The 25,616-nt window shown below is 60.9% G+C and carries 27 protein-coding genes; 24 read left to right on the plus strand and 3 right to left on the minus strand.

The genetic code is table 11. From position 1 onward, the window contains the following. The first annotated feature begins 59 nt into the window (after window positions 1–59). The 12 genes from U2H20_RS02360 to U2H20_RS02415 are packed head-to-tail and all read left to right on the plus strand — an operon-like array spanning window position 60 to window position 11,257. Window positions 60–602: an HIT family protein gene (locus U2H20_RS02360; protein ID WP_430593576.1), complete on the plus strand. Its 543-nt coding sequence runs from the start codon at window positions 60–62 to the stop codon at window positions 600–602. Between the two features lie 41 nt (window positions 603–643). Next, window positions 644–1,543: a pyridoxal 5'-phosphate synthase lyase subunit PdxS gene (pdxS, locus tag U2H20_RS02365; RefSeq protein ID WP_430592904.1), complete on the plus strand. Its 900-nt coding sequence runs from the start codon at window positions 644–646 to the stop codon at window positions 1,541–1,543. Then, complete coding sequence (gene pdxT, locus U2H20_RS02370) at window positions 1,533–2,126, plus strand: pyridoxal 5'-phosphate synthase glutaminase subunit PdxT (protein WP_430592905.1); 594 nt, start codon at window positions 1,533–1,535, stop codon at window positions 2,124–2,126. The genes pdxS and pdxT overlap by 11 nt, the downstream gene beginning before the upstream one ends. A gap of 60 nt (window positions 2,127–2,186) precedes the next feature. Continuing rightward, window positions 2,187–2,810, plus strand: coding sequence for a hypothetical protein (locus tag U2H20_RS02375; protein ID WP_430592906.1), 624 nt, complete (start codon window positions 2,187–2,189; stop codon window positions 2,808–2,810). 30 nt (window positions 2,811–2,840) lie between these two features. Then, window positions 2,841–3,605, plus strand: coding sequence for a YebC/PmpR family DNA-binding transcriptional regulator (locus U2H20_RS02380; RefSeq protein ID WP_430592907.1), 765 nt, complete (start codon window positions 2,841–2,843; stop codon window positions 3,603–3,605). A 3-nt stretch (window positions 3,606–3,608) separates the two neighbouring features. Further along, on the plus strand, window positions 3,609–4,235 hold the full coding sequence (gene ruvC / locus U2H20_RS02385) for a crossover junction endodeoxyribonuclease RuvC (RefSeq protein ID WP_430592908.1): 627 nt from the start codon (window positions 3,609–3,611) through the stop codon (window positions 4,233–4,235). A gap of 9 nt (window positions 4,236–4,244) precedes the next feature. Further along, window positions 4,245–4,835 carry a Holliday junction branch migration protein RuvA gene (ruvA, locus tag U2H20_RS02390; protein WP_430592909.1) on the plus strand — a complete coding sequence of 197 codons (591 nt, stop codon included), beginning with the start codon at window positions 4,245–4,247 and terminating at the stop codon, window positions 4,833–4,835. Then, complete coding sequence (ruvB, locus tag U2H20_RS02395) at window positions 4,832–5,842, plus strand: Holliday junction branch migration DNA helicase RuvB (RefSeq protein ID WP_430592910.1); 1,011 nt, start codon at window positions 4,832–4,834, stop codon at window positions 5,840–5,842. Before ruvA ends, ruvB begins: the two co-directional genes overlap by 4 nt. A 50-nt stretch (window positions 5,843–5,892) precedes the next feature. Continuing rightward, the gene (gene yajC / locus U2H20_RS02400; RefSeq protein WP_430592911.1) at window positions 5,893–6,276 is read left to right on the plus strand and encodes a preprotein translocase subunit YajC; all 384 of its coding nucleotides are present in this window, start codon (window positions 5,893–5,895) and stop codon (window positions 6,274–6,276) included. A gap of 48 nt (window positions 6,277–6,324) precedes the next feature. Beyond that, a complete protein-coding gene (gene secD / locus U2H20_RS02405; RefSeq protein WP_430592912.1) occupies window positions 6,325–7,995 on the plus strand; it encodes a protein translocase subunit SecD in 1,671 nt (556 codons plus the stop codon). Next, window positions 7,995–8,969: a protein translocase subunit SecF gene (secF, locus tag U2H20_RS02410; protein WP_430592913.1), complete on the plus strand. Its 975-nt coding sequence runs from the start codon at window positions 7,995–7,997 to the stop codon at window positions 8,967–8,969. Before secD ends, secF begins: the two co-directional genes overlap by 1 nt. 59 nt (window positions 8,970–9,028) lie before the next feature. Then, entirely contained in the window at window positions 9,029–11,257 is a 2,229-nt protein-coding gene (locus tag U2H20_RS02415) for a RelA/SpoT family protein (protein ID WP_430592914.1), read from the plus strand. Here the strand turns inward: U2H20_RS02415 and U2H20_RS02420 are convergent. The 3 genes from U2H20_RS02420 to U2H20_RS02430 form a co-directional block, all read right to left on the minus strand. Then, a complete protein-coding gene (locus tag U2H20_RS02420; RefSeq protein ID WP_430592915.1) occupies window positions 11,230–11,775 on the minus strand; it encodes a hypothetical protein in 546 nt (181 codons plus the stop codon). The genes U2H20_RS02415 and U2H20_RS02420 overlap by 28 nt on opposite strands. 91 nt (window positions 11,776–11,866) lie before the next feature. Beyond that, window positions 11,867–13,084, minus strand: a complete 1,218-nt coding sequence (locus U2H20_RS02425; protein WP_430592916.1) for a DUF349 domain-containing protein — start codon at window positions 13,082–13,084, stop codon at window positions 11,867–11,869. Window positions 13,085–13,133: 49 nt separating this feature from the next. Then, the gene (locus U2H20_RS02430; protein ID WP_430592917.1) at window positions 13,134–13,913 is read right to left on the minus strand and encodes a peptidylprolyl isomerase; all 780 of its coding nucleotides are present in this window, start codon (window positions 13,911–13,913) and stop codon (window positions 13,134–13,136) included. A gap of 143 nt (window positions 13,914–14,056) precedes the next feature. Between U2H20_RS02430 and U2H20_RS02435 the strand changes: the two genes are divergently transcribed. From U2H20_RS02435 to nusB, 12 genes are all read left to right on the plus strand, one after another. After that, window positions 14,057–15,382 carry a replication-associated recombination protein A gene (locus U2H20_RS02435; RefSeq protein ID WP_430592918.1) on the plus strand — a complete coding sequence of 442 codons (1,326 nt, stop codon included), beginning with the start codon at window positions 14,057–14,059 and terminating at the stop codon, window positions 15,380–15,382. Window positions 15,383–15,570: 188 nt separating this feature from the next. After that, window positions 15,571–16,200, plus strand: a complete 630-nt coding sequence (gene rpsD / locus U2H20_RS02440) for a 30S ribosomal protein S4 (RefSeq protein ID WP_430592919.1) — start codon at window positions 15,571–15,573, stop codon at window positions 16,198–16,200. Window positions 16,201–16,330: 130 nt separating this feature from the next. Beyond that, window positions 16,331–16,510, plus strand: coding sequence for a hypothetical protein (locus U2H20_RS02445; protein WP_430592920.1), 180 nt, complete (start codon window positions 16,331–16,333; stop codon window positions 16,508–16,510). A 55-nt stretch (window positions 16,511–16,565) separates the two neighbouring features. Then, window positions 16,566–19,220 carry an alanine--tRNA ligase gene (gene alaS / locus U2H20_RS02450; protein WP_430592921.1) on the plus strand — a complete coding sequence of 885 codons (2,655 nt, stop codon included), beginning with the start codon at window positions 16,566–16,568 and terminating at the stop codon, window positions 19,218–19,220. Next, complete coding sequence (ruvX, locus tag U2H20_RS02455) at window positions 19,220–19,681, plus strand: Holliday junction resolvase RuvX (protein WP_430592922.1); 462 nt, start codon at window positions 19,220–19,222, stop codon at window positions 19,679–19,681. The genes alaS and ruvX overlap by 1 nt, the downstream gene beginning before the upstream one ends. Before the next feature lie 4 nt (window positions 19,682–19,685). Next, window positions 19,686–20,750: an endolytic transglycosylase MltG gene (mltG, locus tag U2H20_RS02460; protein WP_430592923.1), complete on the plus strand. Its 1,065-nt coding sequence runs from the start codon at window positions 19,686–19,688 to the stop codon at window positions 20,748–20,750. Further along, window positions 20,747–21,553, plus strand: a complete 807-nt coding sequence (locus U2H20_RS02465) for a shikimate dehydrogenase family protein (protein WP_430592924.1) — start codon at window positions 20,747–20,749, stop codon at window positions 21,551–21,553. The genes mltG and U2H20_RS02465 overlap by 4 nt, the downstream gene beginning before the upstream one ends. 104 nt (window positions 21,554–21,657) lie before the next feature. Continuing rightward, window positions 21,658–22,860: a chorismate synthase gene (aroC, locus tag U2H20_RS02470; protein ID WP_430592925.1), complete on the plus strand. Its 1,203-nt coding sequence runs from the start codon at window positions 21,658–21,660 to the stop codon at window positions 22,858–22,860. Continuing rightward, window positions 22,857–23,357 carry a shikimate kinase gene (locus U2H20_RS02475; protein ID WP_430592926.1) on the plus strand — a complete coding sequence of 167 codons (501 nt, stop codon included), beginning with the start codon at window positions 22,857–22,859 and terminating at the stop codon, window positions 23,355–23,357. Before aroC ends, U2H20_RS02475 begins: the two co-directional genes overlap by 4 nt. Beyond that, window positions 23,354–24,445 carry a 3-dehydroquinate synthase gene (gene aroB, locus U2H20_RS02480; RefSeq protein ID WP_430592927.1) on the plus strand — a complete coding sequence of 364 codons (1,092 nt, stop codon included), beginning with the start codon at window positions 23,354–23,356 and terminating at the stop codon, window positions 24,443–24,445. The genes U2H20_RS02475 and aroB overlap by 4 nt, the downstream gene beginning before the upstream one ends. Before the next feature lie 121 nt (window positions 24,446–24,566). Beyond that, window positions 24,567–25,130: an elongation factor P gene (gene efp, locus U2H20_RS02485; protein ID WP_430592928.1), complete on the plus strand. Its 564-nt coding sequence runs from the start codon at window positions 24,567–24,569 to the stop codon at window positions 25,128–25,130. Continuing rightward, window positions 25,127–25,564, plus strand: a complete 438-nt coding sequence (gene nusB, locus U2H20_RS02490) for a transcription antitermination factor NusB (protein ID WP_430592929.1) — start codon at window positions 25,127–25,129, stop codon at window positions 25,562–25,564. Before efp ends, nusB begins: the two co-directional genes overlap by 4 nt. The last annotated feature ends 52 nt before the right edge of the window (window positions 25,565–25,616 follow it).

The raw sequence follows: 25,616 nt of genomic DNA on the forward strand, positions 1-25,616 counted from the left end.
CCGTTCAAAGAACTGATGGCAGCACCGATCCAGATCGCCCGTGGGGAGTTCCGACGTACATGTCGTCGGAACTGCCCGGGGTTCCGGACGAGTTCCAGCGTCTCTGGACGCCGTACCGGATGGCCTACATCCAGCAGGGCGACCAGCCGTTCAAGGACGACTGCCCATTTTGCCGCGCACCCGAACTCACCGACAGTGAAGGCCTGATCGTCCACCGAGGCAAGTACGCCTACGTCCTGCTGAACCTGTACCCGTACAACACCGGTCACATGATGGTCTGCCCGTACCGCCATGTGGCAACCTACGATCTCGCGACGCCCGAGGAGATCGCAGAGATCGGTGCGCTGACGCAAATTGCGATGCGCGTCGCAAAGGACGTCAGCCGTTGCGACGGCTTCAATATCGGAATGAATCAGGGCCGCGTCGCCGGCGCGGGAATCGCAGAGCACCTGCACCAGCACATTGTGCCGAGGTGGGCGCTCGATTCGAATTTCTTCCCGATCATCGCCAAGACGAAAGCAATTCCACGGCTCCTTGAAGAAGTCCGAGAACAACTGCAATCCGCGTGGCCAGAATCATCTGCTGCGCACACAACGTCATAACAAATAGTGGAGTGCGGCGAGAGCCGTAGAATGGACCCATCATGACTGAATCAACTGCATCCTCCTACGCCACAAATCGCGTCAAGCGAGGTCTCGCTGAAATGCTCAAGGGCGGCGTCATCATGGATGTCGTCAACGCCGAACAGGCTCGTATCGCTGAAGACGCCGGTGCTGTCGCGGTCATGGCTCTCGAACGCGTTCCTGCGGACATTCGTGCCCAGGGCGGCGTCGCCCGGATGAGCGACCCAGATCTGATCGACGGAATCAAGGCTGCCGTTTCGATCCCGGTCATGGCGAAGGCTCGGATCGGTCACTTCGTCGAGGCACAGGTGCTCGAAGCACTTGAAGTGGACTACATCGACGAGTCCGAAGTACTCAGCCCGGCCGATTACGTCAACCACATCGACAAGTGGAACTTCCAGGTTCCATTCGTCTGTGGTGCGACCAACCTCGGTGAGGCGCTCCGCCGGATCACCGAGGGCGCCGCAATGATTCGCTCTAAGGGCGAAGCAGGCACCGGTGACGTGTCCGAAGCGACGAAGCACATCCGCACGATCAAGGGCGAGATCAACGCCCTGCGCTCGAAGACCAAGGACGAGCTGTACGTTGCTGCAAAAGAACTGCAGGCGCCGTACGACCTCGTGGTCGAGATCGCAGAGACTGGCGTGCTGCCCGTCGTGCTTTTCACCGCCGGTGGTGTCGCGACTCCGGCAGACGCAGCGCTCATGATGCAGCTTGGTGCTGACGGCGTGTTCGTTGGTTCCGGAATCTTCAAGTCCGGAAACCCCGCGGAGCGCGCCGCCGCAATCGTAAAGGCGACCGCAGCGTTCAACGACCCGAAGGCGATTGCAGACGCATCGCGCGGTCTCGGCGAAGCAATGGTTGGCATTAACGTTGCCGATCTCGCTGCACCACACCGCCTCGCTGAGCGTGGCTGGTAAACGCGTCGGAGTTCTTGCACTCCAGGGCGATGTGCGAGAGCACGTTCAAGCGCTCAGTTCTTTAGGTGCTGAAGTTCTCGAGGTGCGCTCTCCAGCGCACCTCGAGGCAGTTCAAGGTCTGGTCATTCCAGGCGGGGAGTCCTCGGTCATCGACAAGCTCAGCAGGCTGTTCGGTCTCGCTGTCCCGATTCGATCGAGAATTGCTGCCGGGATGCCGGTGTACGGCACCTGCGCTGGACTGATCCTGCTCGCGAACGAGGTGCTGGATAAAAGTCCGCGCCAAGAGACCTTTGGTGGGCTCGATGTCTCGGTGCGACGGAATGCATTCGGCTCACAGGTTGACTCCTTTGAAACAGAACTGAACGTCGCGGAATTCGGGGAGCGTCCGGTGCGAGCCGTGTTCATTCGTGCTCCAATCGTTGAGTCTGCGGGAGATGCGGTGCAGGTCCTTGCGCGCACCGAAGCCGGCCAAATTGTCGCGGTGGAGCAGGGAAATCTGCTCGGCACGTCCTTCCACCCGGAGGTCTCTGGGGAGTACCGCTTCCATGAGCGGTTCCTGTCGAAGGTCGACGCGATAGCCTGAGCAGCATTCGCTGGCACCTCCGGTGCCGCGCGATCTGGGCTCTCGTCGATGGAGGACACGGTGCAGTTCTATGCAGTCGGAGCGTGGCGGAGAACCTGGCAGATCACCGCGGACCTCGTCGCGGCGTTCACCCTCATCGTGACGGTTGCTGCTGCAATCGCGATCGGTCAAATGATTCGCGGTTTGAGCGCGTGGAGCGCACAGGTCGCGGCGTTCGGAACCGACTTCTCGGGTTCTATTGCAGATGCGGGGGAGCAGCTCGCTGGTGTCCCGCTCGTCGGCGAAGCAATCGCGGCACCGTTCCGAGGGATGAGTGACGCCGCACGTTCTCTGGTCCGAGAAGCGCAGGCACAGCAAGCATCGATCGACCGGCTCGCACTGACGATTGAGCTGGTTTTGCCACTCGTCGTCGTCCTTCTGCTGATCATGGTCTGGGTTCTACCGCGAGTTCGTTTTGTCCGAACTGCGCGAGAGCTCTCGAGCATCGCCACGACACCGCTGGGTGCTTCGGTGCTTGCAAGCCGAGCGATTGTCTCCGCGCCGCTGGCCGACATCCTCGCGCTCGGTGACGATGTGCATGAGCGGTGGAGAGCTGGCGATGCAGCAACGGAACGCGAGCTTGCTGCGCTCGAACTGCGGTCGCGCGGCGTGCGCGCACCGATCGCACAGAGTTCCGTAGAATGAATTGTTCATCAACGCAAGGAAGAGTAAGGCATGTCCGGACACTCCAAATGGGCCACGACGAAGCACAAGAAGGCCGTCATCGACGCTCGACGCGCAAAGTCGTTCGCGAAGCTCATCAAGAACATCGAAGTCGCTGCGAAAATCGGTGGCGCTGATCTCGCAGGAAATCCAACCCTGCAGGACGCCATTCAGAAGGCGAAGAAGACGAGCGTCCCCAACGACAACATCGATCGCGCGGTCAAGCGTGGCGCCGGACTCACCGGCGAGTCCATTGACTACACGACGATCATGTACGAAGGCTACGCACAAAATGGCGTCGCGCTGATGGTCGAATGTCTGACCGACAACAAGAACCGTGCTGCCGCTGAAGTTCGTACGGCGATGACCCGCGGTGGCGGAACAATGGCTGATCCCGGAAGCGTTGCGTACAACTTCTCTCGCAAGGGTGTCGTCTCGGTGACGAAGGCGGAAGGCGTCGACGAAGATTCGATCCTGCTCGCTGTCCTCGACGCGGGCGCCGAGGAAGTGACCGACCAGGGCGGCGGATTTGAAATCATCTCCGAAGCGACCGACATGGTTGCCGTGCGTTCAGCGCTGCAGGAGGCCGGGATCGATTACGACTCCGCCGACGTCGAGTTCGTGCCGAACCTGAAGGTGGAGATCGACGCGGAAACCGCTCGGAAGGTCTTCAAGCTCATCGACACCCTCGAAGACAGTGAAGACGTGCAGAACATCTACGCGAACTTCGAGATCAGCGACGAAACGCAGGCAATCCTCGACGCAGACGAGGACTAGCTCATGCGAGTGCTCGGAATTGACCCCGGGCTTACTCGTTGTGGAGTCGGCGTCATCGATATGGTGCGGCGAACTCCGAGCCTCGTGCACGTCGATGTCCTCCGCTCGGCTCACACGGACGCGATCGAGTCGCGGCTCCTCGAAATCTCGACTGGTGTCGATACCGCGATCGATACGTTCCAGCCCGATCGGATTGCGCTCGAGCGGGTGTTTGCACAAGCGAATGTGCGCTCTGTCATGGGCGTTGCCCAAATCTCAGGCATCGTCCTCCTTGCCGCCGCGAAGCGTCAGATTCCCGTCACCTTGCATACTCCGAACCAGGTGAAGTCGGCGGTAACCGGCTACGGTAGCGCTGAAAAGAAGCAAGTGCAGATCATGGTGCAAAAAATCCTCGGCCTCGATGCCATGCCGAAACCGGCGGATGCCGCGGACGCACTCGCAATCGCGATCTGTGACGGTTGGGCTGCACACCTCGTCGTGCCGAGTAATACGCACGCGAGCCGAGTCCCACACCCGAAGCCGACGCACGCGCCCACACCCGCGCAAGCGCTGTGGCGCGCGGCCGAGCAACGAGCCGCAAACGGCGCGGGGGCGGCGCGGCGCGGGGGGAGTGTCGGTCGTGGCAATTAGTCTCACTGTGTGATTTCCCTCCTTCGTGGTCCCGTGGTTGCTGTGCGTGCGAGCGCGCTCGTCATCGACGTCGGCGGCGTTGGATTCTCGGTGAGCGTGACGCCGACGCAGGCGCTGCAGGCAAGTCATGGAGCGGAAATCACCTTGCACACGACTTTGATCGTGCGCGAAGACGATCTCTCGCTCGTCGGCTTCGGTACGGAATCCGAGTTGCAGGTCTTCGACCTGCTCCGGGGCGTTTCGGGAGTCGGCCCGAAGTCCGCGCTCGGTGTTCTTTCGGCGCTCAGCCCTGACCAGATCGCCCTCGCGGTCGCCAATGAAGACGATGCGGTCTTCAGAAAGGTCAGCGGAATCGGGCCGAAAACAGCAAAACTCATCATCCTGCAGTTGACCGGCAAGATGCTCGCACCGGCAAAGACTCCCGAGCTGCCGAAGAAGAGCCCCGTTCGCGAATCAGTGCTCCAGGCGCTCATCGGCCTCGGGTGGAACGAGCGCACCGCTGAAGAAGCGCTCGACCGAGTATCGAGCGAGGGAACGCAGGCGAATTCTGAGGGCACTCTGCTTCGCGCTGCATTGGCAGAGCTCGGGCCCAAACGATGAGCCTGACTAGCCCAGAACCACAAAGCGAAGACGTTTCTTTCGAGGGGGCGCTCCGTCCGACTTCACTCGACGAGTTCGTCGGCCAAAAGCGGGTTCGTCAGCAACTCGGCTTGTTGTTGAAAGCAGCGATGCTCGAGTCGCGCACTCCGGACCACATCCTTCTTGCCGGTCCTCCGGGTCTCGGGAAGACAACACTCGCGATGATCGTTGGCCACGAGTTGGGTCAGCCGGTCCGATTGTCCTCAGGACCCGCGATCCAGCACGCCGGTGATCTTGCCGCGGTGCTCAGCGCTCTCGTTCCCGGTGAGGTCCTCTTCATCGATGAGATCCACAGAATGTCACGGGGCGCAGAAGAAATGCTCTACCTCGCCATGGAGGACTACCGAATCGACATCATGGTCGGAAAGGGCGCCGGAGCGACTTCCATCCCACTCGAACTTGCCCCGTTCACGCTTGTCGCCGCGACCACTCGATCCGGATTGCTCCCGAACCCGTTGCGAGACCGCTTCGGCTTCACTGCGCACCTCGAGTTCTATGACGCGGAAGAACTCACTCAGGTGCTCGAACGTTCCGCATCCTTGCTCGGTCTGAATATCGACAATGAGGTGCTCGACCTGCTCGCACATCGCAGTCGAGGAACACCGCGCATCACGAACCGCCTGCTACGCCGAGTCCGAGACTGGATGCTCGTGCACCCCGAAGCGACCGCACTCGATGCAGTGGAGAGTGCGCTTCGACTGTATGACGTCGACGCGCGCGGTCTCGATCGTCTGGACCGAGCAGTGCTTGAAGCGATTCAAACGCGGTTCGGCGGCGGACCGGTTGGACTCGCAACGCTCGCGGCATCGATTGGCGAGGAAACCGACACGATCGAATCCGTCGTCGAACCGTTTCTGGTGCGCGAGGCGCTCATCACTCGCACGCCCCGCGGTCGCGTCATCACTGCTCGAGGAGCGGCGCACCTTGGTTTTTCCTCCGGGCATCCCACATTGGATGATCCGGTATGATCGAATTTCCGTCGGTTCGACGGAAAACCCACTGAGAGGCTTTTACGAGAATGCACGCGCTTATCGCACAGTCAACCACCGCAGCAGCAGGGGGAGGCGGCTTCGGCTTCGACCCGCTGCTCATCGGTATGCTCGCGCTCCTCGGACTGCTGATCTTCATGATGTTCCGGAACAACAAGAAGCGTCGCGAGCAGATGTCGCAGCTCGAGACCCAGATGGTTCCTGGCGTTGAGGTCATGACCAACTTCGGTCTGTACGGAACACTCGTTGCTATCGATGACGACACCAACGAAGCACTCATCGAGGTCTCGCCCGGAACCACGATCCGTGTGCACCGTCAGGTTCTCGCTCGTGTTGTCGAGCCAGAGACCGTCGAGCAGCCCGAGCATGACACGCTCGATGGTGACACCACCGAGCCTGGCGAAAACCGCTAGCATTCACTCGGCCCTCGGGCCCTTTATTACTTCGCCCAAGGGGATTCATTGGCTAGCAAGCGTCGGCAACAGGGAGCGCGTCCGCTCGCCTGGCTGCTCGTTCTCATCACCGTGCTGCTTGGTGGCAACGCGGCGGCAATCATTTGGGGCGATGGCGAACTGACGCCGAACCTCGCACTCGACCTGGAGGGTGGTCGCCAGATCATTCTGGCGCCACAACTCGAAGAGGGCGAAAGCGTCACCAATGAGCAGCTCTCGCAAGCAGTTTCGATCATCCGTCAGCGTGTCAACGCCTCGGGTGTCTCTGAAGCCGAGATCACGACGCAGGGAAACCGCAACATCGTCGTTTCGCTCCCTGGTACGCCGGACGCCGAGACCATGCAGCGCATCCAGGCCAGCGCGAAGATGGAATTCCGTCCAGTCCTCGTAGTTGGAACCGGCTCAGGCGCACCTGTTCCTTCGTCAGACGGCGCTGAAGCCGAGGGCGAAGAAGCGACGGCACCAGAGCCCACGGATGCGAGCGATCTCTCTCAGGTGACCCCTGAGATTCAAGAGAAGTTCGACACGCTCGTGTGTGCCGACATCGACAACACCGTGATCGCCCCAGAGGACGAGGTTCTCGTCACCTGCTCGAACAACGGCACGGAGCGGTACATCCTTGGCCCAGTCGAGGTAGAGGGCGCTCAGATCACCGACGCGACTGCAGGTCCGGCGACCAGCGCACAGGGAATCTCCACTGGTGGCTGGGCAGTGAACCTGCAGTTCAACAACCAGGGCACTGACGAGTTCTACAAGGTCACGCAGCGCATCACGAGCCTCGAAGAGCCCCGCAACCGATTTGCCGTCGTTCTCGATGGCACGGTCATCATCGCTCCTTCCTCGAACGCGATCATCAGCGACGGTCGCGCGCAGATCACGGGCGGCTTCACGCAGGAGCAAGCTCAGTCGCTCGCTGATCAGCTGAAGTTCGGTGCGCTTCCAATCGGCTTCATCGTGCAGTCGAACGAGCAGATCTCTGCAACGCTCGGGTCGACGCAGCTTCAGGCTGGAATGATCGCCGGACTCATCGGCCTCATCCTTGTCGTCGTCTATTCGTTCTTCCAATACCGAGCGCTCGCACTGGTGACGATCGCATCGCTGCTCGTCGCAGCGCTCATGACCTATCTCGTGATCAACCTGCTCTCAGCGACTGAGGGGTATCGTCTCTCGCTCGCTGGTGTGGCCGGTCTCATTGTTGCGATCGGTATCACTGCCGACTCCTTCATCGTGTACTTCGAACGTGTCAGAGATGAGCTCCGAGACGGCCGCGTGCTCTCTGCCGCAGTCGAAGCCGGCTGGAAGCGTGCACTTCGCACCATCATCGCGAGTGACACGATCAACTTCCTTGCAGCGATCATTCTCTTCATCCTCGCCGTCGGAAACGTTCAGGGATTCGCGCTGACGCTCGGTCTCACAACTGTGATCGACCTGATCGTGGTTTCGCTGTTCACGCACCCGATGCTCAAGCTGCTGGCTCGGACCAACTTCTTTGCTTCGGGACACCCCGCCTCTGGCTTGAACCCTGACGCGCTTGGAGCGGTCTACCGTGGACGGGCTCAATTCCGCCAGCCGACGCTCGACCCAAAGAAGAAGGGCGCACGAGGCGAAGCCGCTCGTCGTCAGTCGATCGCCGAACGAAAAGCCGCTTCGCACGGTGAGAAAGTGAGTGTTGAGGACTAATGGCATCGCTCACAGAATTCGGAAACAAGCTCTACACGGGCGAGAAGTCCTTCCCGTTCGTTGCAAAGCGCAAGATCTGGCTGTCGATCGCTGCGGTCATGATCGTGATCGCGCTCGTCGGACCCTGGGTCCGTGGTGGCTACGTGTTCGGTATCGAGTTCACTGGCGGCAGCGAGTTCACCGTTTCAAACGTCGCAAACACAGACCAGCAACTTGCAATCGATGCGGTCTCTGACATCACTCCCGGTTCGAACCCCCGTGTCTCGACCGTCGGTGGCGGCGCGATTCGCGTGCAGACCGATGTCGTGGACGACGAGATCACCGACGAGATCATCGCCTCACTCGCGACGACCTACGAGGTTGAACCCGGTGATGTCACGAGTTCGTTCATCGGGCCGAGTTGGGGTGCCGACATTACCGGTCAGGCCATTCGTGCCCTCCTGGTGTTCGTCGCAATCGCAGCGCTCTTCATGGCGTTGTACTTCCGCACCTGGAAGATGTCCTTCGCGGCTTTGATCGCGCTCGTGCATGACCTCATCGTGACGGCCGGCGTTTACGGGCTCTTCGGCTTCGAAGTCACCCCAGCGGCGGTGATCGGATTCCTGACGATCCTCGGATACTCCCTCTATGACACCGTGGTCGTGTTCGACAAGATCCGAGAGAACACCGCGCCTGGCGAGCCTGGAACATTCCTCGACAACGTCAACCTCGCAACCAACCAGACCCTGGTACGAAGCATTAACACCTCCGTCGTGGCATTGCTGCCGGTCGCTTCGATCCTCGTCATCGGCGCTTGGGTGCTCGGTGCTGGAACGCTTCGCGATATCGCGCTCGCGCTCTTCATCGGAATTCTCGTTGGTACGTACTCGACCATCTTCATCGCAGCGCCGATCTACGCGGAGCTTCGGAAGAAAGATCGCATTCTCGCTGTTGACGAGAAGAAGCGGAAGCAGGAACGGGGCGCGGTCGTCTGACGATCGCTGTGAGGCGTGGCACTCGTCACGTCGCCTGATCACTTGAGGGAGGTTCGCTCGTGTCTGATACTCAGTCAACTGGTGCGTTCCGAACGCTCTTGCCCTTCTTGTTCTCGCGGAGCCATCGCGCTGGAGCCATTGACGAGCTCCTGAAGACGGTCAAAACGCACCATCCGAAGGCGGAGACGAGCCTGGTGCAGCGCGCGTACATCGTCGCTGAGCGTGCTCACGAAGGCCAGTTCCGGAAATCCGGCGAGCCGTACATTACGCACCCGGTCGCTGTTGCTCAGATCCTCGCGAACCTCGGGATCGGTGCAGTCACCATCGCGGCCGCGCTGCTGCACGACACGGTCGAAGACACCGAATACACCCTCGATGAGTGTCGAGTCGACTTCGGCGATGAGATCGCGATGCTCGTCGATGGCGTAACCAAGCTCGACAAACTCAAGTACGGCGAGAGCGCGCAGGCTGAGACCGTGCGCAAGATGGTCGTCGCGATGTCGAAAGACATCCGGGTGCTCGTCATCAAGCTCGCGGACCGACTTCACAATGCTCGGACTTGGGGCTTCGTGCCCGGCGAAAGTGCGCAGCGAAAAGCAAAAGAGACACTCGAGATCTACGCGCCACTTGCGCATCGACTCGGTATCCAAACCATCAAGGTCGAGCTCGAAGATCTCTCCTTCGCGGTGTTGCACCCGAAGATCTACGTGGAGATCAAGAACCTCGTCGAGTCGCAAACGCCCCAGCGTGACGAATACCTCGAGGCGGTTGTCCAAGCGCTCAATGAAGACATGCGCTTGCAACGCATCAAGGGGCGGATCGCGGGACGTCCGAAGCAGTACTACTCGATCTATCAAAAGATGATCATTCGTGGTCACGAGTTCAAAGACATTTACGACCTGATCGGCGTCCGTGTCATCGTCCCGAGTGTCCGCGACTGCTACGCGATTCTTGGAGCCATCCACGCTCGTTGGCAGCCGATGCCAGGGCGGATGAAGGACTACATCGCCACCCCGAAGTTCAACCTGTATCAGTCGCTCCACACGACCGTGATCGGCCCAGACGGCCGACACGTTGAGATCCAGATCCGAACCGAAGAAATGCACGCGCGCGCCGAGTACGGTGTGGCTGCACACTGGAAGTACAAAGCTCGCGTTCAGGGCAAGGCGATCACCGACGGCCAAGAGATGGCTTGGCTTGCGCACATCAACGACTGGCAAGCAGAAACCAGTGACCCGAGCGAGTTTCTTGACACCTTGCGCTTCGAAATCGGCGCAAAAGAAGTGTACGTATTCACGCCGAAGGGGAAGGTCATCGGGCTTCCGAAGGGCGCGACCTCGGTCGACTTCTCCTACGCGGTGCACACTGAGGTCGGACACCGCACCATGGGTGCGAAAATCAACGGCCGCCTGATGCCCCTCGAAACGGAGCTTCACACGGGCGATGTCGTCGAAGTCTTCACTTCAAAGAATCCCGATGCCGGTCCGAGCCAGGACTGGCTCGCTTTCGTCAAGAGCGCCCGCGCTCGAAACAAGATCCGCCAGTGGTTCACTCGCGAACGTCGAGATGAGGCGGTCGAACTCGGCCGCGAGGCGATCGCGAAGGCAATGCGGAAGCACAACATGCCGCTGCAAAAGCTCATGAACCGTGACGCCTTTGCAGAAGTCGCCGTGCTCATGCGGTACGCGGATGTCGATGCCCTGTATGCAGCCGTCGGCGAGGGTCACGTTTCGACACAGTCGGTTCTCGAGAAGGTCGTTTCTCAACTCCATGTTGAAGACGAAGACGACCAGGCGATCGCAGATGCCCTGCCGACACGCGGGACACGCACGCGGACCAGCGACTCCGGCGTGCTCGTCAGGGGAGCATCCGACATTCTCGTGAAGCTTGCCAAGTGCTGCACTCCAGTACCTGGTGACCAGATCGTCGGCTTCGTCACTCGTGGCCAGGGTGTCAGTGTGCACCAGACCAACTGCAACAACGTGAAGAGCCTGCTCGGGGAGTCCGAGCGCGTCATCGAGGTCGAATGGGCCCCGACATCAAAGAGCGTGTTCCTTGTGCACATTCAGGTGGAAGCGCTCGACCGTGCTGGTCTGCTCTCCGATGTCACCCGCGTACTCAGCGAGCACCATGTCAATATTTTGTCGGCGTCAGTGCAAACCGGCTCGGACCGGCTCGCAATCAGCCGCTTCGTGTTCGAAATGGGCGACGTGACCCACCTTGACCGCGTGCTGAATGCTGTTCGACGGATCGAAGCGGTTTACGACGTGTACCGGGTCAGCGAATAGACCTCGTTCAACCTTCTGACTGCACCCTGACGCTTTTTTGCCGAGTACGCAGTTAGCCTTTCGGAGACGCCACGGCTCACTGACTCTCTCCGATCTCCTTCCGGTTCGAGGAGCAGCCGCGTTGATGCAACAAGTTCTGCGTGCCACTCTTCACCCGTCAATAGGTCGAGCGCGGTGCGCAATCTCGAGGTGACGACGACACCCCCGAGGTCGTCGGTGTCGTCTGCTGGGACCGCGGTGGTTGTGAGACGTTGCGTAGATCGATCGCGCACATCTGCTCGGCGGTCTCGGTCGCAATAGAGATCAAGTCGCCGAGGAAAAGCTGCAGCGCCGTGGACCCAGGCTGCGCTGAGTTTCGCAACGATATGAGCGGGCGCGATCTCGGCTCGAAACGTCTCGGCACGGAGCGTGGCATTCGGGATTCTGTCGATGTGATGCCACGCATTGCCGTGGCGAACATATTCACCGTCAAGCGCCATTGCCATTCGTTCGGTGTCGGAGACAGTCATCGTTTGCATTCGCGCACCATGCCACGAAGCAGGCAACCGCATGAAAAAGAGGGGCAGTTGTGGAAACTGCCCCTCTCTTTCAACGCCTTGACTGCGGTGGTTACCCTGCAGCCTGCGCGATCTCGAGCCACTGACGCTTCGTTGCCAGTTCTGCCTCGATCTCTTTCGCGCGAGCCGCGGAGGCTCCGTTGAGTTCTTCCTCGAGCTGCGCGATCGCATCTTCCAGCTGACCTGCGAGGCCAGCGGAGCGAGCTTTCCGTTCCGGGTTGCTGTTGGCCCAGTGCGAATCTTCGAGCTGCTTGACATGCGTTTCGATCTTGCGGAGCTGGTCTTCGACCGATCGCACTGAATCGCGCGGAACCTTGCCGACTGCATCCCAGCGTCGCTGAATTGCAGTGAGCGCTTCACGAGCCTTGACACGGTCTGATTCCTTCAGAATCGGAGCCGCATCGGCGAGGATCGCCTGCTTGGCCGTGAGGTTTTCCGTGTACTCCTCGTTCTCGGCTTCAACGATCTGCGATTTCGCGTCGTACAGCACGTCACCAGCAGCCTTGAACGACGCCCAGAGTGCGTCGTCCGCCTTTCGGCCGGCACGACCTGCGGCCTTCCATTCGTCAAGCAAGGAGCGGTAGGCAGGAATGCCGTCGGCGCCCTTGGGCGCGAGCGCTTGAGCACGCTCGATGATCGCCTGCTTCCGCTCGCGCACCTGCTTCCCCTGAGCATCGAGTTCCGAGAAGTGTGCGCGACGGTTCGACTCGATCGTCTGTCGAGCGGTACGGAAACGAGCCCAGAGCGCATCCGCAGTTGCCTTTGGCAGACGAGGACCATTTTTCTGGTGCTCTTGCCACGTTGCGAAGTGCGCGTCGAGCTGCTGACTCGTCGCTTTCCACTGCGTTCGCTTCGGGTCCTGCGCAGCAAGCGCCTCGACCTGTTCGACCAGTGCGGTCCGTTCCGCGATGGCTTCGGATCGAGCAGCCTCAACTTCAGCCTGCTGCTGCTGGCTGAGTTCACCGAGCTTCGAGTGCAGGACGTCGAGACGAGCGGTCAGTGCAGCGAGGTCGCCGACCGCGTTGGCACCATTGACCGCTTCGAGCAGCTTCTTTGCCGCCTTGTCGATGTCGCTTGGGTTCGCACCCGCCTTCGAACGCTGCTCAAGCAAGACCACTTGACCTGCAAGGTCCTGGAACTTGCGGGTGAAGTACGCGAGTGCCTCTTCACTTGAGGCGCCGGGGTACTGCCCAACTTCTCTCCAGGTTTCGCCCTCGCGGACGAACACGGTGCCGGATTCGTCGACCCGACCCCAATCAGTGCTTTGCATGGATTTCTACTCCTTTAGTGGCTGCGGCATCAAGCCTAAACCACGCCTGCTATTGATCGCTCTGCTTCGAGACTTCTGCCGAGGTAATCGTCACAGGAACGAGAGGTTGGCCGTCGGTCGGTGTTTGCGCAGCGAGATCGACGCCCTTGCTCGTGATCTCCTCATTCAGTGTTTCGAGACCCGATGTCACTTTGCCGATCACGGTGTAGCCGCCGGCCTCGTCGCTCGGGATCATCGTGTCTTCGTAAACGATGAAGAACTGGTGACCGTTGCTCTGCGCATCGTTGCCAGCGCGCGCAATGGCGATGGTGCCAGCGACGTAGATATCGTCCGCGGGCGCGTTCTCGATCGGGCCGTACATGAAGTTTGGGTCACCAGCTCCAGTACCGTCGACGGAGCCACACTGCAGCACAGAGAATCCCTCACCCGTGGTCAGACGGTGACAGGTCTTGTCGGCGTAGTAGCCCCGCTCGGTGTCGTACACGAATGACGAGACGCCCTGGGGCGCAGCAGCTCCGTCGAGTTCGATTTCGAGTGGGATGTCGTTCAAGACGATCTCACCGGTCCATGTCGCACCATCTGCGAGCGAAGGATCTGGGACGCGAACCTCGTTGGACTGCACGTACCAAATCTGACCGAAGGTTGCGACGACGCAAACCACGACGACACCGATAATGGCGAGAACGTTGTCGCGACGGCGGCGCTTCAACTGGCCTTCATGCACGGTCTTCCGTGCGGTGTAGTCCTGCGCGCGACGGCGCTGCTCCTTTTGCGTTGGCACTTCGGGGCCTCTTTCTTCTGCAACGTTGTAGACGAGGCTCGCGCTCATCGACCAAGAAATACTGTAGCGGCTCGTGTCGTTGGGGTTGGCTAGTGTGAATACTGCGTCACCGGTGCGCACTCGCTCGCTTGCCGGACACGCGATTTCTCTTGTCGGGCTCGTCATCACCTCAATCCAGGAACACGCCACTCATGCAACAGGGTCTCGGATCAACGACCGCTCCACTTGCGGTTCGAATGCGCCCGAAATCTCTCGCGGAAGTCGTCGGGCAGAAGCACCTTCTGGGACCAGGATCCCCGTTGGTGACGCTTGCGAATGCAGACGCGGAGACCGCATCATCAAGCGTGATCCTGTGGGGCCCTCCGGGCACGGGCAAAACCACGCTGGCTGGCGCCATCGCCCACTCCGCCGGCCGCCGCTTCGTTGAGCTGAGTGCCGTAACCGCTGGAGTCAAGGACGTGCGGAGCGTCATCGAAGAGGCTCTTTCGCAACGTGACCTCTTCTCGATTCAGACCGTACTGTTTCTCGACGAGATCCACCGCTTTACAAAGGCACAGCAGGACGCACTCTTGCCGGGCGTCGAGAACGGTTGGGTGACGCTCGTCGCTGCCACGACCGAGAATCCCTCATTCAGCGTGGTTTCGCCGCTGCTGTCCCGGTCCCTCGTCTTGACCCTCGAAACTCTCGGCGACGACGACATCCGCGAGGTCCTCGCTCGTGCCCTCTCCGATTCGCGAGGCTTGAATGGTGCCGTCGAACTTCGAGACGAGGCTGTCTCCCACCTGGTTCGACTCGCGAACGGCGATGCACGCCGCGCCTTGACCTCCCTCGAAGCCGCCGCGGCGAGCGCGCTCGCTCTCGAAGGCGAGGCCCACGGGATCATCACGAGCGAGGTCGTCGCAGAGGCGGTCGACCGCGCACTCCTGCGTTACGACCGACAAGGCGATGAACACTACGACGTCACGAGCGCGTTCATCAAGTCGGTGCGGGGGAGCGACGTCGATGCCTCGCTGCACTGGCTCGCCCGCATGATCGAGGCAGGTGAGGACCCGCGGTTCATCGCGCGACGGATCATCATTCTTGCTGCAGAAGACATTGGTATGGCGGACCCGAACGGACTCGTCGTGGCAACGGCGGCAGCGCAAGCCGTGCAGATGATCGGAATGCCCGAGGGGCGAATTCCGCTCGCAGAAGCCGTCGTCTACCTGGCGACCGCTCCGAAGTCGAATGCTTCGTACGCCGCGATCAACGCCGCGATCGCGGACGTTCGCAAGGGAGGCATCGGGCGAGTCCCGAAACACCTCCGGGATGCGCATTACAAGGGAGCCGCCGCGCTCGGTCATGGCAAGGGGTATCAGTACGCCCACGACTCACCCCACGGCATCGCAACACAGCAGTATTTGCCCGACGAACTTGCCACTCGTACCTACTATGAGCCGACCACGAACGGCAGTGAACGGGCGATCTCGGAACGACTTGCCAGAATCAGGGCGATTCTGCGCGGAACTCCCGAATAAACAGCTGGTTCGTGCTACAGTATTCGCTGGCCGACGGCTTGAAGTGCGTGCGGCTGCGCACCTCAAAGTTCCGTGGAGAACGCCCTGTAGCCGGGCAGCTCCAGGCACATCCCTCGATTTTTCCGAGCACACCCGTGTCAGGAAGATCGCTTTGCGATCATACGAGTTTACGAACGAACAGGAACTGAGTGTCTACTAAGTCACGGACCCGCAGTAAAACACGCCTCTCGCGTGCATTGGGAATCCCCCTCACGCCGAAGGCTGCAAAGTACCTCGAAAAGCGCCCGTACGCTCCAGGCGAGCACGGCCGCACCAAGCGCAAGGCTGACAGCGACTACGCCGTTCGTCTTCGTGAGAAGCAGCGTCTGCGCGCCCAGTACGGCATCCGCGAGAAGCAGCTCCGCATCGTCTTCAACGAAGCACGCCGCACGCAGGGCCTCACCGGTGAAAACCTGGTCGAGCTCCTCGAAATGCGCCTCGACGCGCTCATCGTGCGCGCAGGATTCGCTCGCACCACGTCGCAGGCACGCCAGTTGATCGTGCACCGTCACATCATGGTCGACGGACACCGTGTTGACCGCCCTTCGTTCCGCGTGAAGGAAGGCCAGCTCATCCACGTGCACGAGCGCAGTGAAGGCATGGAACCGTTCCAGGTTGCAGCCGCAGGTGGTCACGCACAGGTTCTTCCTCCAGTGCCGCCGTACGTTGAGGTCGAACTCGACAAGCTGCAGGCTCGTTTGGTTCGTCGCCCGAAGCGCGCAGAAGTGCCAGTCACTTGCGACGTGCAGTTGGTCGTCGAGTATTACGCAGCTCGCTAGCATTCACTTTTGGCGGGTCACCCTTCGGGGTGGCCCGCCTTTTGTGTTTTTCCGTTGAACTCAGCGCTGTCGCAGTCTTGGAATCGCCATTCGACGTAGACTGAACCGACCGTATACGAAGGGGAATCCCATGAAGAAGATCATTTTGCTCGCCGTTGGTGTGACCGTGGGCGTTCTTGCCGCGCGTCAGTTCCAGAAGACCGAGCAGGGTCGCGAATTCTTTGAGACGCTCGACGAGCGTTCGCGCGAGTTCACCAATGCCATCAAAGACGGATACACCTCACGCGAACGTGAGCTGAAGGGCGAATAGTCCCCGTTTTTCTTCGCCACTACCTGCCCTTCCCGGGCTGAAAGATTCGCAAGGCATGCTCACCGCAGAAATTCACAAGCGCTTTCTTCGTCACTTCGAAGAGCGGGGACACACCATTGTGCCCTCCGCCTCCTTGGTCAGTGATGACCCGACGATCATGTTCACGATCGCTGGAATGGTCCCATTCATTCCGTATTTGAGCGGTCAGGTGCCAGCGCCGCATCCCCGAATCGCTGACGTCCAGAAGTGCATCAGAACGAACGACATCGAAGAGGTCGGTCGTACGCCGCGACATGGAACCTTTTTCCAGATGCTCGGCAACTGGTCGTTCGGCGACTATTTCAAGCGCGGTGCGATTGAGATGGCCTGGGAACTGCTGACGAAGCCCGAAGCCGATGGTGGCTTCGGGTTCTCACCGGACGACCTTTGGGTCACGGTGTATGAAACCGATGACGAAGCTGTCGCCCTGTGGCAAGAGGTGGCCGGACTTCCGGTCGAGCGAATCCAGCGCCTCGGTATCGACACGAATTACTGGCACACCGGGCAACCGGGGCCCGCGGGACCGTGTTCTGAGATCTTCTTCGACATGGGACCCGACTATGGTCCTGACGGTGGTCCCGCGACCGATCACGATCGCTATGTCGAGATCTGGAACCTGGTCTTCATGCAGGACCTCATCGGAGATGTCCGCTCGAAGACCGAGTTCACGATCCTGGGTGAACTTCCGAAGAAGAACATTGACACCGGCGCTGGCCTTGAGCGAATCGCGTTCTTGAAGCAGGGCGTTGAGAACATGTACGAAACCGACCAGGTTCGCCCGGTTCTCGACCTGGCGAGTGAACTCTCGGGCCGCACGTATGGGCAGAACCACGAGGACGATGTTCGCATGCGGGTCATCGCCGACCACGTTCGTTCATCACTCATGCTGATGAACGACGGTGTCACCCCCGGAAACGAGGGTCGCGGCTACATCTTGCGTCGCCTCATGCGCCGCTCGATTCGTGCGATGCGACTGCTGGGTGTCGACGGTCCATCTTTCGATGCACTGTTCACGGCGTCGAAGCAGGCGATGGTCTCTGCGTATCCAGAACTCGAAACTGATTTTCCGCGGATTCGTCGCCTTGCCCTGGCCGAAGAAGAGACATTCCTGAAAACGCTGACCGCAGGGAGCGTCGTTCTCGACACCGCTGTGGAACGCACGAAAGGCGAAGGCGTCCAGCAGTTGCGCGGCGACACCGCCTTCCAACTCCACGACACCTACGGTTTCCCAATTGACCTGACGCTCGAAATTGCTGAAGAGCACGGCCTCTCGGTCGACCGCGCCGCGTTCGATCGCCTGATGGGTGAACAGCGCGCTCGTGCCAAGGCCGACGCCAAGGCGAAACGCAGCACCGTCGCAGATCTCTCTGTCTACAGTGCGTTCCGCGCACTCGGCGAGACGCAGTTCTTCGGGTACGAGCACCTCACCGCGGAAGGAAAGATTCTCGGCATCCTTCGCGACGGTGTGAGCGTCGACCACGCAGATGTCGACGAGCAGGTCGAGATCATCATGGACGCAACTGCGCTTTACGCGGAGTCCGGCGGGCAGGAGGCCGACCAGGGCCGAATCGTCGGCAACGGTTTCGAACTCGACGTGCTCGATGTGCAGCGCCCCGTTCCCGGACTCGTGAGCCACACGGTTCGAGTGCTGAGCGGCACCGTCGCGATCGACGCACTGGCGCACACCGAGGTGGACGCGCATTGGCGTCGAGGAGCGACACAAGCGCACTCCGCGACGCACCTGGTGCATGCCTCACTTCGACAGATTCTCGGTTCGGACGCGCACCAGACGGGCTCGTACAACAAAGCCGGCTACATGCGACTCGACTTCTCGTGGTCTCAAGCCTTGTCTCCGGAGACTCGATCGGAGCTCGAGGAGGTCGCGAACACGGCGATCCGCGATGGCCTCGAGGTCGAAACTCGAGTGCTGCCCATCGACGAGGCGAAAGCACTCGGTGCCATGGCGCTCTTCGGCGAGAAGTACGGCGATACGGTCCGAATGGTCGACATCGGTGGCCCCTGGTCGCGTGAGCTTTGTGCTGGAACGCACGTGCGAACCTCGAGCGAAATCGGCGTGATCGACATCACGAGCGAGTCGAGTGTCGGTTCCGCGAACCGCCGCGTTGAAGCACTCGTCGGAATCGACGCGTTCCGTTCCTTCGCAGCCGAACGATCGATTGTGAACCTGCTCTCACAGCAGTTGAAGACTCCGTCGGCAGAACTCCCGACCAAGATCGCGGATCTCGTTGCAACGCTCAAGAGCACGGAGAAGAAGCTCGCGAAGTTCGAGGCCGAGCAACTCGCACTCCAGGTTCCGAATCTCGTCGCAAAGGCCGAATCGCTTGGCTCGTATCGAGTCGTGATCGACGCGCTCGGTGACGTTGCTGCGGTCGACGCCGTTCGCGCGCTCGTGACCAAGGTCCGAGACCGTCTCGGGGCAGAAGCATCGGTCGTTGCACTCGGCGCCGTCGTCGACGGCCGACCAGTGGTGGTCGTCGCCACCAACCAGTCTGCTCGTGACGCTGGAGCGGCTGCAGGGGCACTGGCAAAAACCGCAGCCTCGGTGCTCGGCGGCGGCGGCGGCGGACGACCAGACATGGCGCAGGGTGGCGGCAGCAACGCCGCGGCACTGCCCGACGCATTGGTCGCGCTCCGGGGTGAACTGCGCTGATGCGGCATGGCGCTCGTCTTGGGCTCGATGTCGGAACGGTTCGAGTTGGAGTTGCGAAGTGCGATCCGAGCGGATTGCTCGCAACGCCGGTCGAAACGATCCAGAGGTCGATCGGAGATGCCGCAGTCGTTGCGCGCGTTCTAGCGCTCGTCGAAGAGTACGACGCGATCGAGTGCGTCGTCGGCCTCCCGATCTCGATGCGCGGAACCGACACGGCCAGTACGCTTGATGCACGGAACGTTGCCGAGCTGATCGCGAATCACGTTCCGACTCGATTGGTCGACGAGCGTTTGAGCACGGTGAGCGCAACCTCGGCGCTTCGAGCTTCTGGGAGGTCCAGCAAATCCGGGCGCTCCGTGATTGACCAGGCTGCTGCGGTGGTAATCCTGCAGCATGCAATTGAAAGCGAACGAAGTCGCGGTACTGCTCCGGGTGTGCTGCTCGAAACCGAAGAGGACTGAGATGATGAGCCGTCAACGAACAGCAAAGAAACGCCGTTGGATTCTTCCTGTCGCGATCGTTGCGGCGGTGGCCGTCGTGGGTGGCATCGGTGCAGCCGTCCTCGGACCGCGCATCGTCGCCGAACTGAGCGGACCAGAAGACTACGAGGGTTCGGGTTCTGGCGAGGTCGTCGTCCGAATCCCGCAGGGCGCGACAGGCTCGCAGGTTGCCGGGATCCTCTTCGAGGCAGACGTCGTCAAGAGCAGTGGCGCGTTTTACGAGCTGCTGCTGGAACGCAATGATGTGGCGTTGCAGCCTGGAACATTTCAGCTTGCCGAACAGATGAGCGCCTCAGCCGCACTCGACGCATTGCTCGACCCTGCAAATAAAGTCGAAGCGCGAGTGGTCGTGCCAGAAGGATTTACGCTGAACCAGGTGTGGGCTCGACTCGCCGAAGGGACGGGAATTCCAGAGGGTGATTTCGTCAAGGCCTCGATCGACCCGCAGAGTTACGGATTGCCGCTCGAAGCGGTCTCGCTCGAGGGATATCTGTTCCCAGCAACGTACATTTTCGATCCTTCGGCATCTGCGAACGAGATCATCCAGATCATGGTGAACCGGACGTTCCAGGCGCTCGACCAGGCTGGCGTTGCCGAGCAGGAGCGCTACGACGTCTTGACCATGGCTTCGTTGATCGAGCGCGAAGCCGGACCGGTTTCGAACTTCGGCAAAGTGTCCCGGGTTTTTGCAAACCGTCTCGACATCGGAATGCTGCTCCAATCCGACGCGACCGTCGCATACGGCACGGGAAGCCTGCACGTGATCACGACCACCGCTGACGAGCGCGCAGATGAAACGAACCCGTACAACACGTACGTTCACCCGGGATTGCCGATCGGTCCGATCGGTGCCGCTGGTGATGCTGCGATCCAGGCTGCCTTGAACCCAGAAGCGGGCAACTGGCTATATTTCGTCACGGTTGATGCGAACACGGGCGAAACCGTGTTCAGCGAGACCTATGCCGAACACCTCGTCGCGGTGAAGCGCTTCCAGGAATGGCTCGCGCAGAACCCCGAATACACTGAATGACGAATCTCGCGGTTCTCGGGAGCCCGATCGCGCATTCGCGGTCGCCGAGAATCCATGGGGCTGCTTATGCATCGCTCGGGCTCGACTGGACGTACGACGCCATCGAGCAGTCCGTCGACACCGTCACGACGTTTCTGGAGTCGAGAGACAAGTCCTGGCGAGGCGTCTCGGTCACCGCTCCTCTGAAGGAACGTGTGGCGCAGTGGGTCGATCGTACCGACGCAACGGTGTCGCTCACGGGCTCGTGCAACACGGTCGCGTTTGAAACGCGTTCGGGCTGGAACACCGACGTTGCAGGAATCATCAATGCCTTTGCTGAACACGATGTCGCCCACGCTGATTCGGGCATCGTGCTCGGTGCGGGCGGGACTGCAAGGAGCGCCGCTCTCGCACTCGCGCGAATGGGCGCGAACCGGATTATGATCGCTGCTCGCCGCCCGGAACAGGCGTCGTGGGCGACCGAGTTGTCTGCGGCAGTTGGAGTGCACTGCGAGGTCGTGCCGCTACGGGAGGGGAGTGCGCTGCCGAGCACCGATCTCGTCGTGAGTACGCTTCCGGCCGCCGCCGATCTCGTGCCCACCTTTCTCGAGCCACCCCGGGCGCTGCTCGACGTCGACTACGCACGGACGAACCCTCGCTTCGAGGCCTTGGCGAACGACACGGTGCTCGTGTCTGGTGCGCTGATGCTGCTGCACCAAGCCCTGCACCAGGTTCGAATCTTCGTCAACGGGGAACCGAGCATCGCGCTCAAGCAGGAACACCTCGTTTTTGAGAACATGCGAGCGGCTTCCGGCCTGTTCTGAATCACTCGGACGATTCTTCGTTCGATCGTCTCGATTCGCCCACGCTGATCGCGAATCGCTTCGCGCGGCACAGCCGCACATGCGTTTCATGGGATGATTGCAGAATGCTCCGATGGCTCACTGCTGGGGAATCTCACGGCCCAGAACTCATTGCAATGCTCGAAGGATTGCCTGCGGGCGTCCCTGTCCTCGCTGAGGCGATCCAGGCTGACCTGCAACGCCGCAAACTCGGCGCCGGTCGCGGAGCGCGGATGAAGTTCGAGCAAGATGAGCTCACGATCTCGGCGGGCGTCCGTCATGGATTGACCATGGGTTCGCCCATCGCACTCCGCGTTGGCAACACCGAGTGGCCGAAATGGACCGAGGTCATGAGCGCCGCACCCCTTACGGAACCGCTCAGTGGAGCACGAGCAGCAAAGCTCACCCGGCCCCGCCCGGGTCACGCCGACTTGACCGGAATGCAGAAGTACGGGTTCGACGAGGCTCGCCCAGTGCTCGAACGAGCGAGCGCCCGTGAGACTGCCGCTCGGGTCGCGCTCGGAGCGATCGCGCGCAGCTTCCTCTCGGAGCTCGGAATCGGACTCGTCAGCCACACGGTCGCGATCGGCACGGCGGCGCTTCCCGCTGATTTCCCCTTGCCACGTCCAAGTGATGTCAACCGTCTCGACGCCGATGAGGTCCGGGCGACCGATCCCGAGACGAGCGCGAGAATGCTTGCAGAGATCGATGCCGCAAAACGCGACGGCGACACCCTCGGTGGGATTGTCGAAGTGTGCGCCTACGGTGTGCCGCCGGGGCTCGGTTCGTACACGCACTGGGATCGCCGACTCGACTCGAAGCTCGCAGCAGCGCTCATGGGAATTCAAGCGATCAAGGGCGTCGAGGTCGGTGACGGATTCGAGACCACGCGTCGCCGTGGCTCGGAGGCGCACGATGAACTCGTCCCTGGCGCCGACGGTATCGAACGAGTGACGGATCGTGCCGGTGGTATCGAGGGCGGCATGTCCAACGGAAGCGTCCTTCGTGTCCGAGCCGGCATGAAGCCGATTTCCACTGTTCCTCGCGCGCTCCGCACGATCGACACGACGAGCGGTGAGGAAGCCAAAGCACATCACCAACGCTCTGACGTCTGTGCCGTTCCGGCCTCAGGCGTCGTTGCCGAGGCCATGGTGGCTCTCGTGCTTGCAGACGCGATGCTCGAGAAGTTCGGTGGCGACTCGGTCGCCGAGACGAAACGAAACCTCGAGTCCTACCTCGCTGCGATCCCGGAACTCGTGAAATCAAACCTTCAGGCATCTGCGTTGTGACCCGTTCGATCGCGCTGATTGGTCCGATGGCCGCCGGTAAATCGAGCCTCGGCAAAAAATACGCGAAGACGAGCGGGCGCGAATTCATAGATGTCGATAAAGCATTCGTCGCCGAATACGGCTCGATCGCTGAGTACTTTGCACAGCATGGCGAGCCAGCGTTCCGGCAGCACGAGGCTCGACTGACGCAGGAGCACTTGCGATCTGACGCAGTGGTTTCTCTCGGGGGAGGCGCTGTCCTCGATCCTGGCACTCGCGCAGCACTCGCCGACAGCATCGTGGTCTACCTGCACGTCGATGCTGAGAGTGCAGAACGACGTATCGTCGGCTCGAGTCGACCGCTCCTGCCCGGGGGCATCGCTGACTGGACTCGCATCTTTGCCGAGCGCAAGCCGATTTACGAATCTCTCGCCGACATCACCATCGACACTTCTCGACGTCCGTTCCGCGCGCTCGTCGACGACCTCTCCACCGCAATCAAGGAGTTTTCCGAATGACGATCATTCCCGTCGCAACGAGCGACCCCTACGACGTTGTGCTCACGAATGGCGACCTCCACGAGCGGGTGCTCGGCTCGCTCGACGGCGTCGCGAAGGTCCTGATCGTCCACACGGGAACCCTCGGTCGTGTGGCCGAGCAGTTGCGCCAGGCACTCAGCGAGAGCGTTGAAGTCTTGTTGGCCGAAGTCCCTGACGCGGAGAGCGCGAAGCGGGTCGAAGTCGCCGCATTCTGCTGGGGTGTCATGGGGAAGTCCGACTTCACGCGGAGCGACGCAGTGATCGGCTTGGGCGGAGGAGCCGTCACCGATCTTGCCGGCTTCGTCGCCGCGACCTGGCTGCGCGGCGTTCGCCTGATTCAGATTCCGACGAGCGTACTCGGCATCGTTGATGCGGCTGTCGGCGGCAAGACTGGAATCAACACGGCCGAGGGAAAAAACCTCGTCGGTTCGTTCTACCATCCGTTCACCGTGATCGCTGACGTTGCGCTGCTCGAGACACTTCCTCGCAACGAGCTGCTCACGGGATTTGCGGAGATCGTCAAGTGCGGCTTCATCGCCGATGAGCGAATCCTCGAGATCATCGAGTCAGATGTTGCAGCGGCGACACAGGTGGGAAGCCCCGAGTTCCTGGAATGCCTCGAGCGCGCGATTCGAGTCAAGGCACTCGTTGTCGCAGAAGACTTCCACGATCACGGCGCGCGCGAGTTCTTGAATTACGGACACACGCTCGGGCACGCCATCGAACTCGCTGAGCGGTATCAGTGGCGACACGGCGCTGCGGTGAGCATCGGCATGGTGTTCGCCGCTGAACTGTCGCGACTCGGTGGTCGCCTCGATGATGCCTCGGTCGAACGACACCGGACGATTCTCGATTCGCTGCAACTGCCGACCACCTATCCGGCGCGGAAGTGGCAACAACTGCTCGCCAGCATGCGCCGCGATAAGAAGGCGCGCGGGGCGCACATGCGTTTCATCGTGCTCGACGACATCGCAAAGCCTCGCGTTATGGAGGGGCCGGATGAGTCGCTCCTCTTCGCCGCATTCCACGAATTGCAGCAGGGCGTCGAAGAGCCGGGAACCGAATAACCCAATCTGACGAGTTCCCGAAACACCACGGGGGAGCGAAGGACCACGACGCGGTACCGTAGACTTGCACGCTGGCTGCCTACGCGGCCACACATTGACGAATATACGAAAGAGCGATGCGATGGCAACGACGAACGACATCAAGAATGGCGCAGTCCTCAACCTGGAGGGCCAGCTGTGGAGCATCATTGAGTTCCAGCACGTCAAGCCAGGCAAGGGTGGCGCGTTCGTCCGTACAAAGATGCGCAATGTGCGAAGCGGCAAGGTCGTCGACAAGACGTTCAACGCTGGCACGAAGGTCGACTTTGCGACCGTCGACCGTCGCGACTACCAGTACCTCTACCACGATGGCACCGACTACGTCTTCATGGATCAGGACACCTACGAGCAGTTCCCGATCACCGAAGAGGCCGTCGGATTCGCGAAGAACTTCCTGCTTGAAAACGGTCAGGCAACCATTGCGATGCACGAAGGCGAAGCGCTTTCGGTTGAGCTCCCCGCCTCGGTCGTGCTGCTCGTGACGTATACCGAGCCAGGACTCCAGGGTGACCGTTCTTCTGCCGGCACCAAGCCGGCCACGATCGAGACCGGTTACGAGATCCAGGTGCCGTTGTTCCTCGAGACCGGCACGAAGGTCAAGGTCGACACGCGCACCGGCGACTACCTCGGTCGAGTCAACGAGTGAGCTCACGTTCGAAATCTCGAAAGCACGCCGTCGATGCTGTCTACGGCGGACTCGTCCGCGAAAGTAGTATCGCGGCGCAGTTCGACGACAACATTCACGGTGCGAAGCTCTCGAACAATCCTTGGTTCGGGTATGCAAGAGAGATCGCATACGGCGTCAGTGACACGGTCGAAGAGCTCGATGAAACGATCGACGCTTCCAGTAAGAACTGGAGTGTGCAACGGATGCCGCGAATCGATCTCGCGATCCTTCGCGTGGCGAGCTGGGAGATCCTGTTCAACAAGGACGTTCCCGACGCAGTCGCGATTTCAGAGGCGATGCAACTCGCTGACGAACTCTCGACGGAGGAATCAGCGAAGTTCATTGCGGGTGTGCTGAGCCGTGTGCAGGCCACAAAAGGCGACGACACGAACCTCCGCAACCAAGTAGGCTAGTTTCACGATCATTGACAACCTTTAAAACCGTCCGGAGAGGCGGAGAAGGGAG

The organism is Humidisolicoccus flavus, assembly GCF_045689595.1.
Classification (GTDB): Bacteria; Actinomycetota; Actinomycetes; order Actinomycetales; family Microbacteriaceae; genus Humidisolicoccus; species Humidisolicoccus flavus.

Excerpts from the sequence above, each read along its gene's own strand:
- U2H20_RS02360 (WP_430593576.1), top strand. The coding sequence starts at position 60 with ATGTCGTCGGAACTGCCCGGGGTTCCGGACGAGTTCCAGCGTCTCTGG.
- pdxS (WP_430592904.1), top strand. The coding sequence starts at position 644 with ATGACTGAATCAACTGCATCCTCCTACGCCACAAATCGCGTCAAGCGA.
- U2H20_RS02380 (WP_430592907.1), top strand. The coding sequence starts at position 2,841 with ATGTCCGGACACTCCAAATGGGCCACGACGAAGCACAAGAAGGCCGTC.
- ruvC (WP_430592908.1), top strand. The coding sequence starts at position 3,609 with ATGCGAGTGCTCGGAATTGACCCCGGGCTTACTCGTTGTGGAGTCGGC.
- ruvB (WP_430592910.1), top strand. The coding sequence starts at position 4,832 with ATGAGCCTGACTAGCCCAGAACCACAAAGCGAAGACGTTTCTTTCGAG.
- yajC (WP_430592911.1), top strand. The coding sequence starts at position 5,893 with ATGCACGCGCTTATCGCACAGTCAACCACCGCAGCAGCAGGGGGAGGC.
- secF (WP_430592913.1), top strand. The coding sequence starts at position 7,995 with ATGGCATCGCTCACAGAATTCGGAAACAAGCTCTACACGGGCGAGAAG.
- U2H20_RS02420 (WP_430592915.1), bottom strand. The coding sequence starts at position 11,775 with ATGCAAACGATGACTGTCTCCGACACCGAACGAATGGCAATGGCGCTT.
- U2H20_RS02425 (WP_430592916.1), bottom strand. The coding sequence starts at position 13,084 with ATGCAAAGCACTGATTGGGGTCGGGTCGACGAATCCGGCACCGTGTTC.
- U2H20_RS02430 (WP_430592917.1), bottom strand. The coding sequence starts at position 13,913 with ATGAGCGCGAGCCTCGTCTACAACGTTGCAGAAGAAAGAGGCCCCGAA.
- U2H20_RS02435 (WP_430592918.1), top strand. The coding sequence starts at position 14,057 with ATGCAACAGGGTCTCGGATCAACGACCGCTCCACTTGCGGTTCGAATG.
- U2H20_RS02445 (WP_430592920.1), top strand. The coding sequence starts at position 16,331 with ATGAAGAAGATCATTTTGCTCGCCGTTGGTGTGACCGTGGGCGTTCTT.
- alaS (WP_430592921.1), top strand. The coding sequence starts at position 16,566 with ATGCTCACCGCAGAAATTCACAAGCGCTTTCTTCGTCACTTCGAAGAG.
- ruvX (WP_430592922.1), top strand. The coding sequence starts at position 19,220 with ATGCGGCATGGCGCTCGTCTTGGGCTCGATGTCGGAACGGTTCGAGTT.
- mltG (WP_430592923.1), top strand. The coding sequence starts at position 19,686 with ATGAGCCGTCAACGAACAGCAAAGAAACGCCGTTGGATTCTTCCTGTC.
- U2H20_RS02465 (WP_430592924.1), top strand. The coding sequence starts at position 20,747 with ATGACGAATCTCGCGGTTCTCGGGAGCCCGATCGCGCATTCGCGGTCG.
- aroC (WP_430592925.1), top strand. The coding sequence starts at position 21,658 with ATGCTCCGATGGCTCACTGCTGGGGAATCTCACGGCCCAGAACTCATT.
- aroB (WP_430592927.1), top strand. The coding sequence starts at position 23,354 with ATGACGATCATTCCCGTCGCAACGAGCGACCCCTACGACGTTGTGCTC.
- efp (WP_430592928.1), top strand. The coding sequence starts at position 24,567 with ATGGCAACGACGAACGACATCAAGAATGGCGCAGTCCTCAACCTGGAG.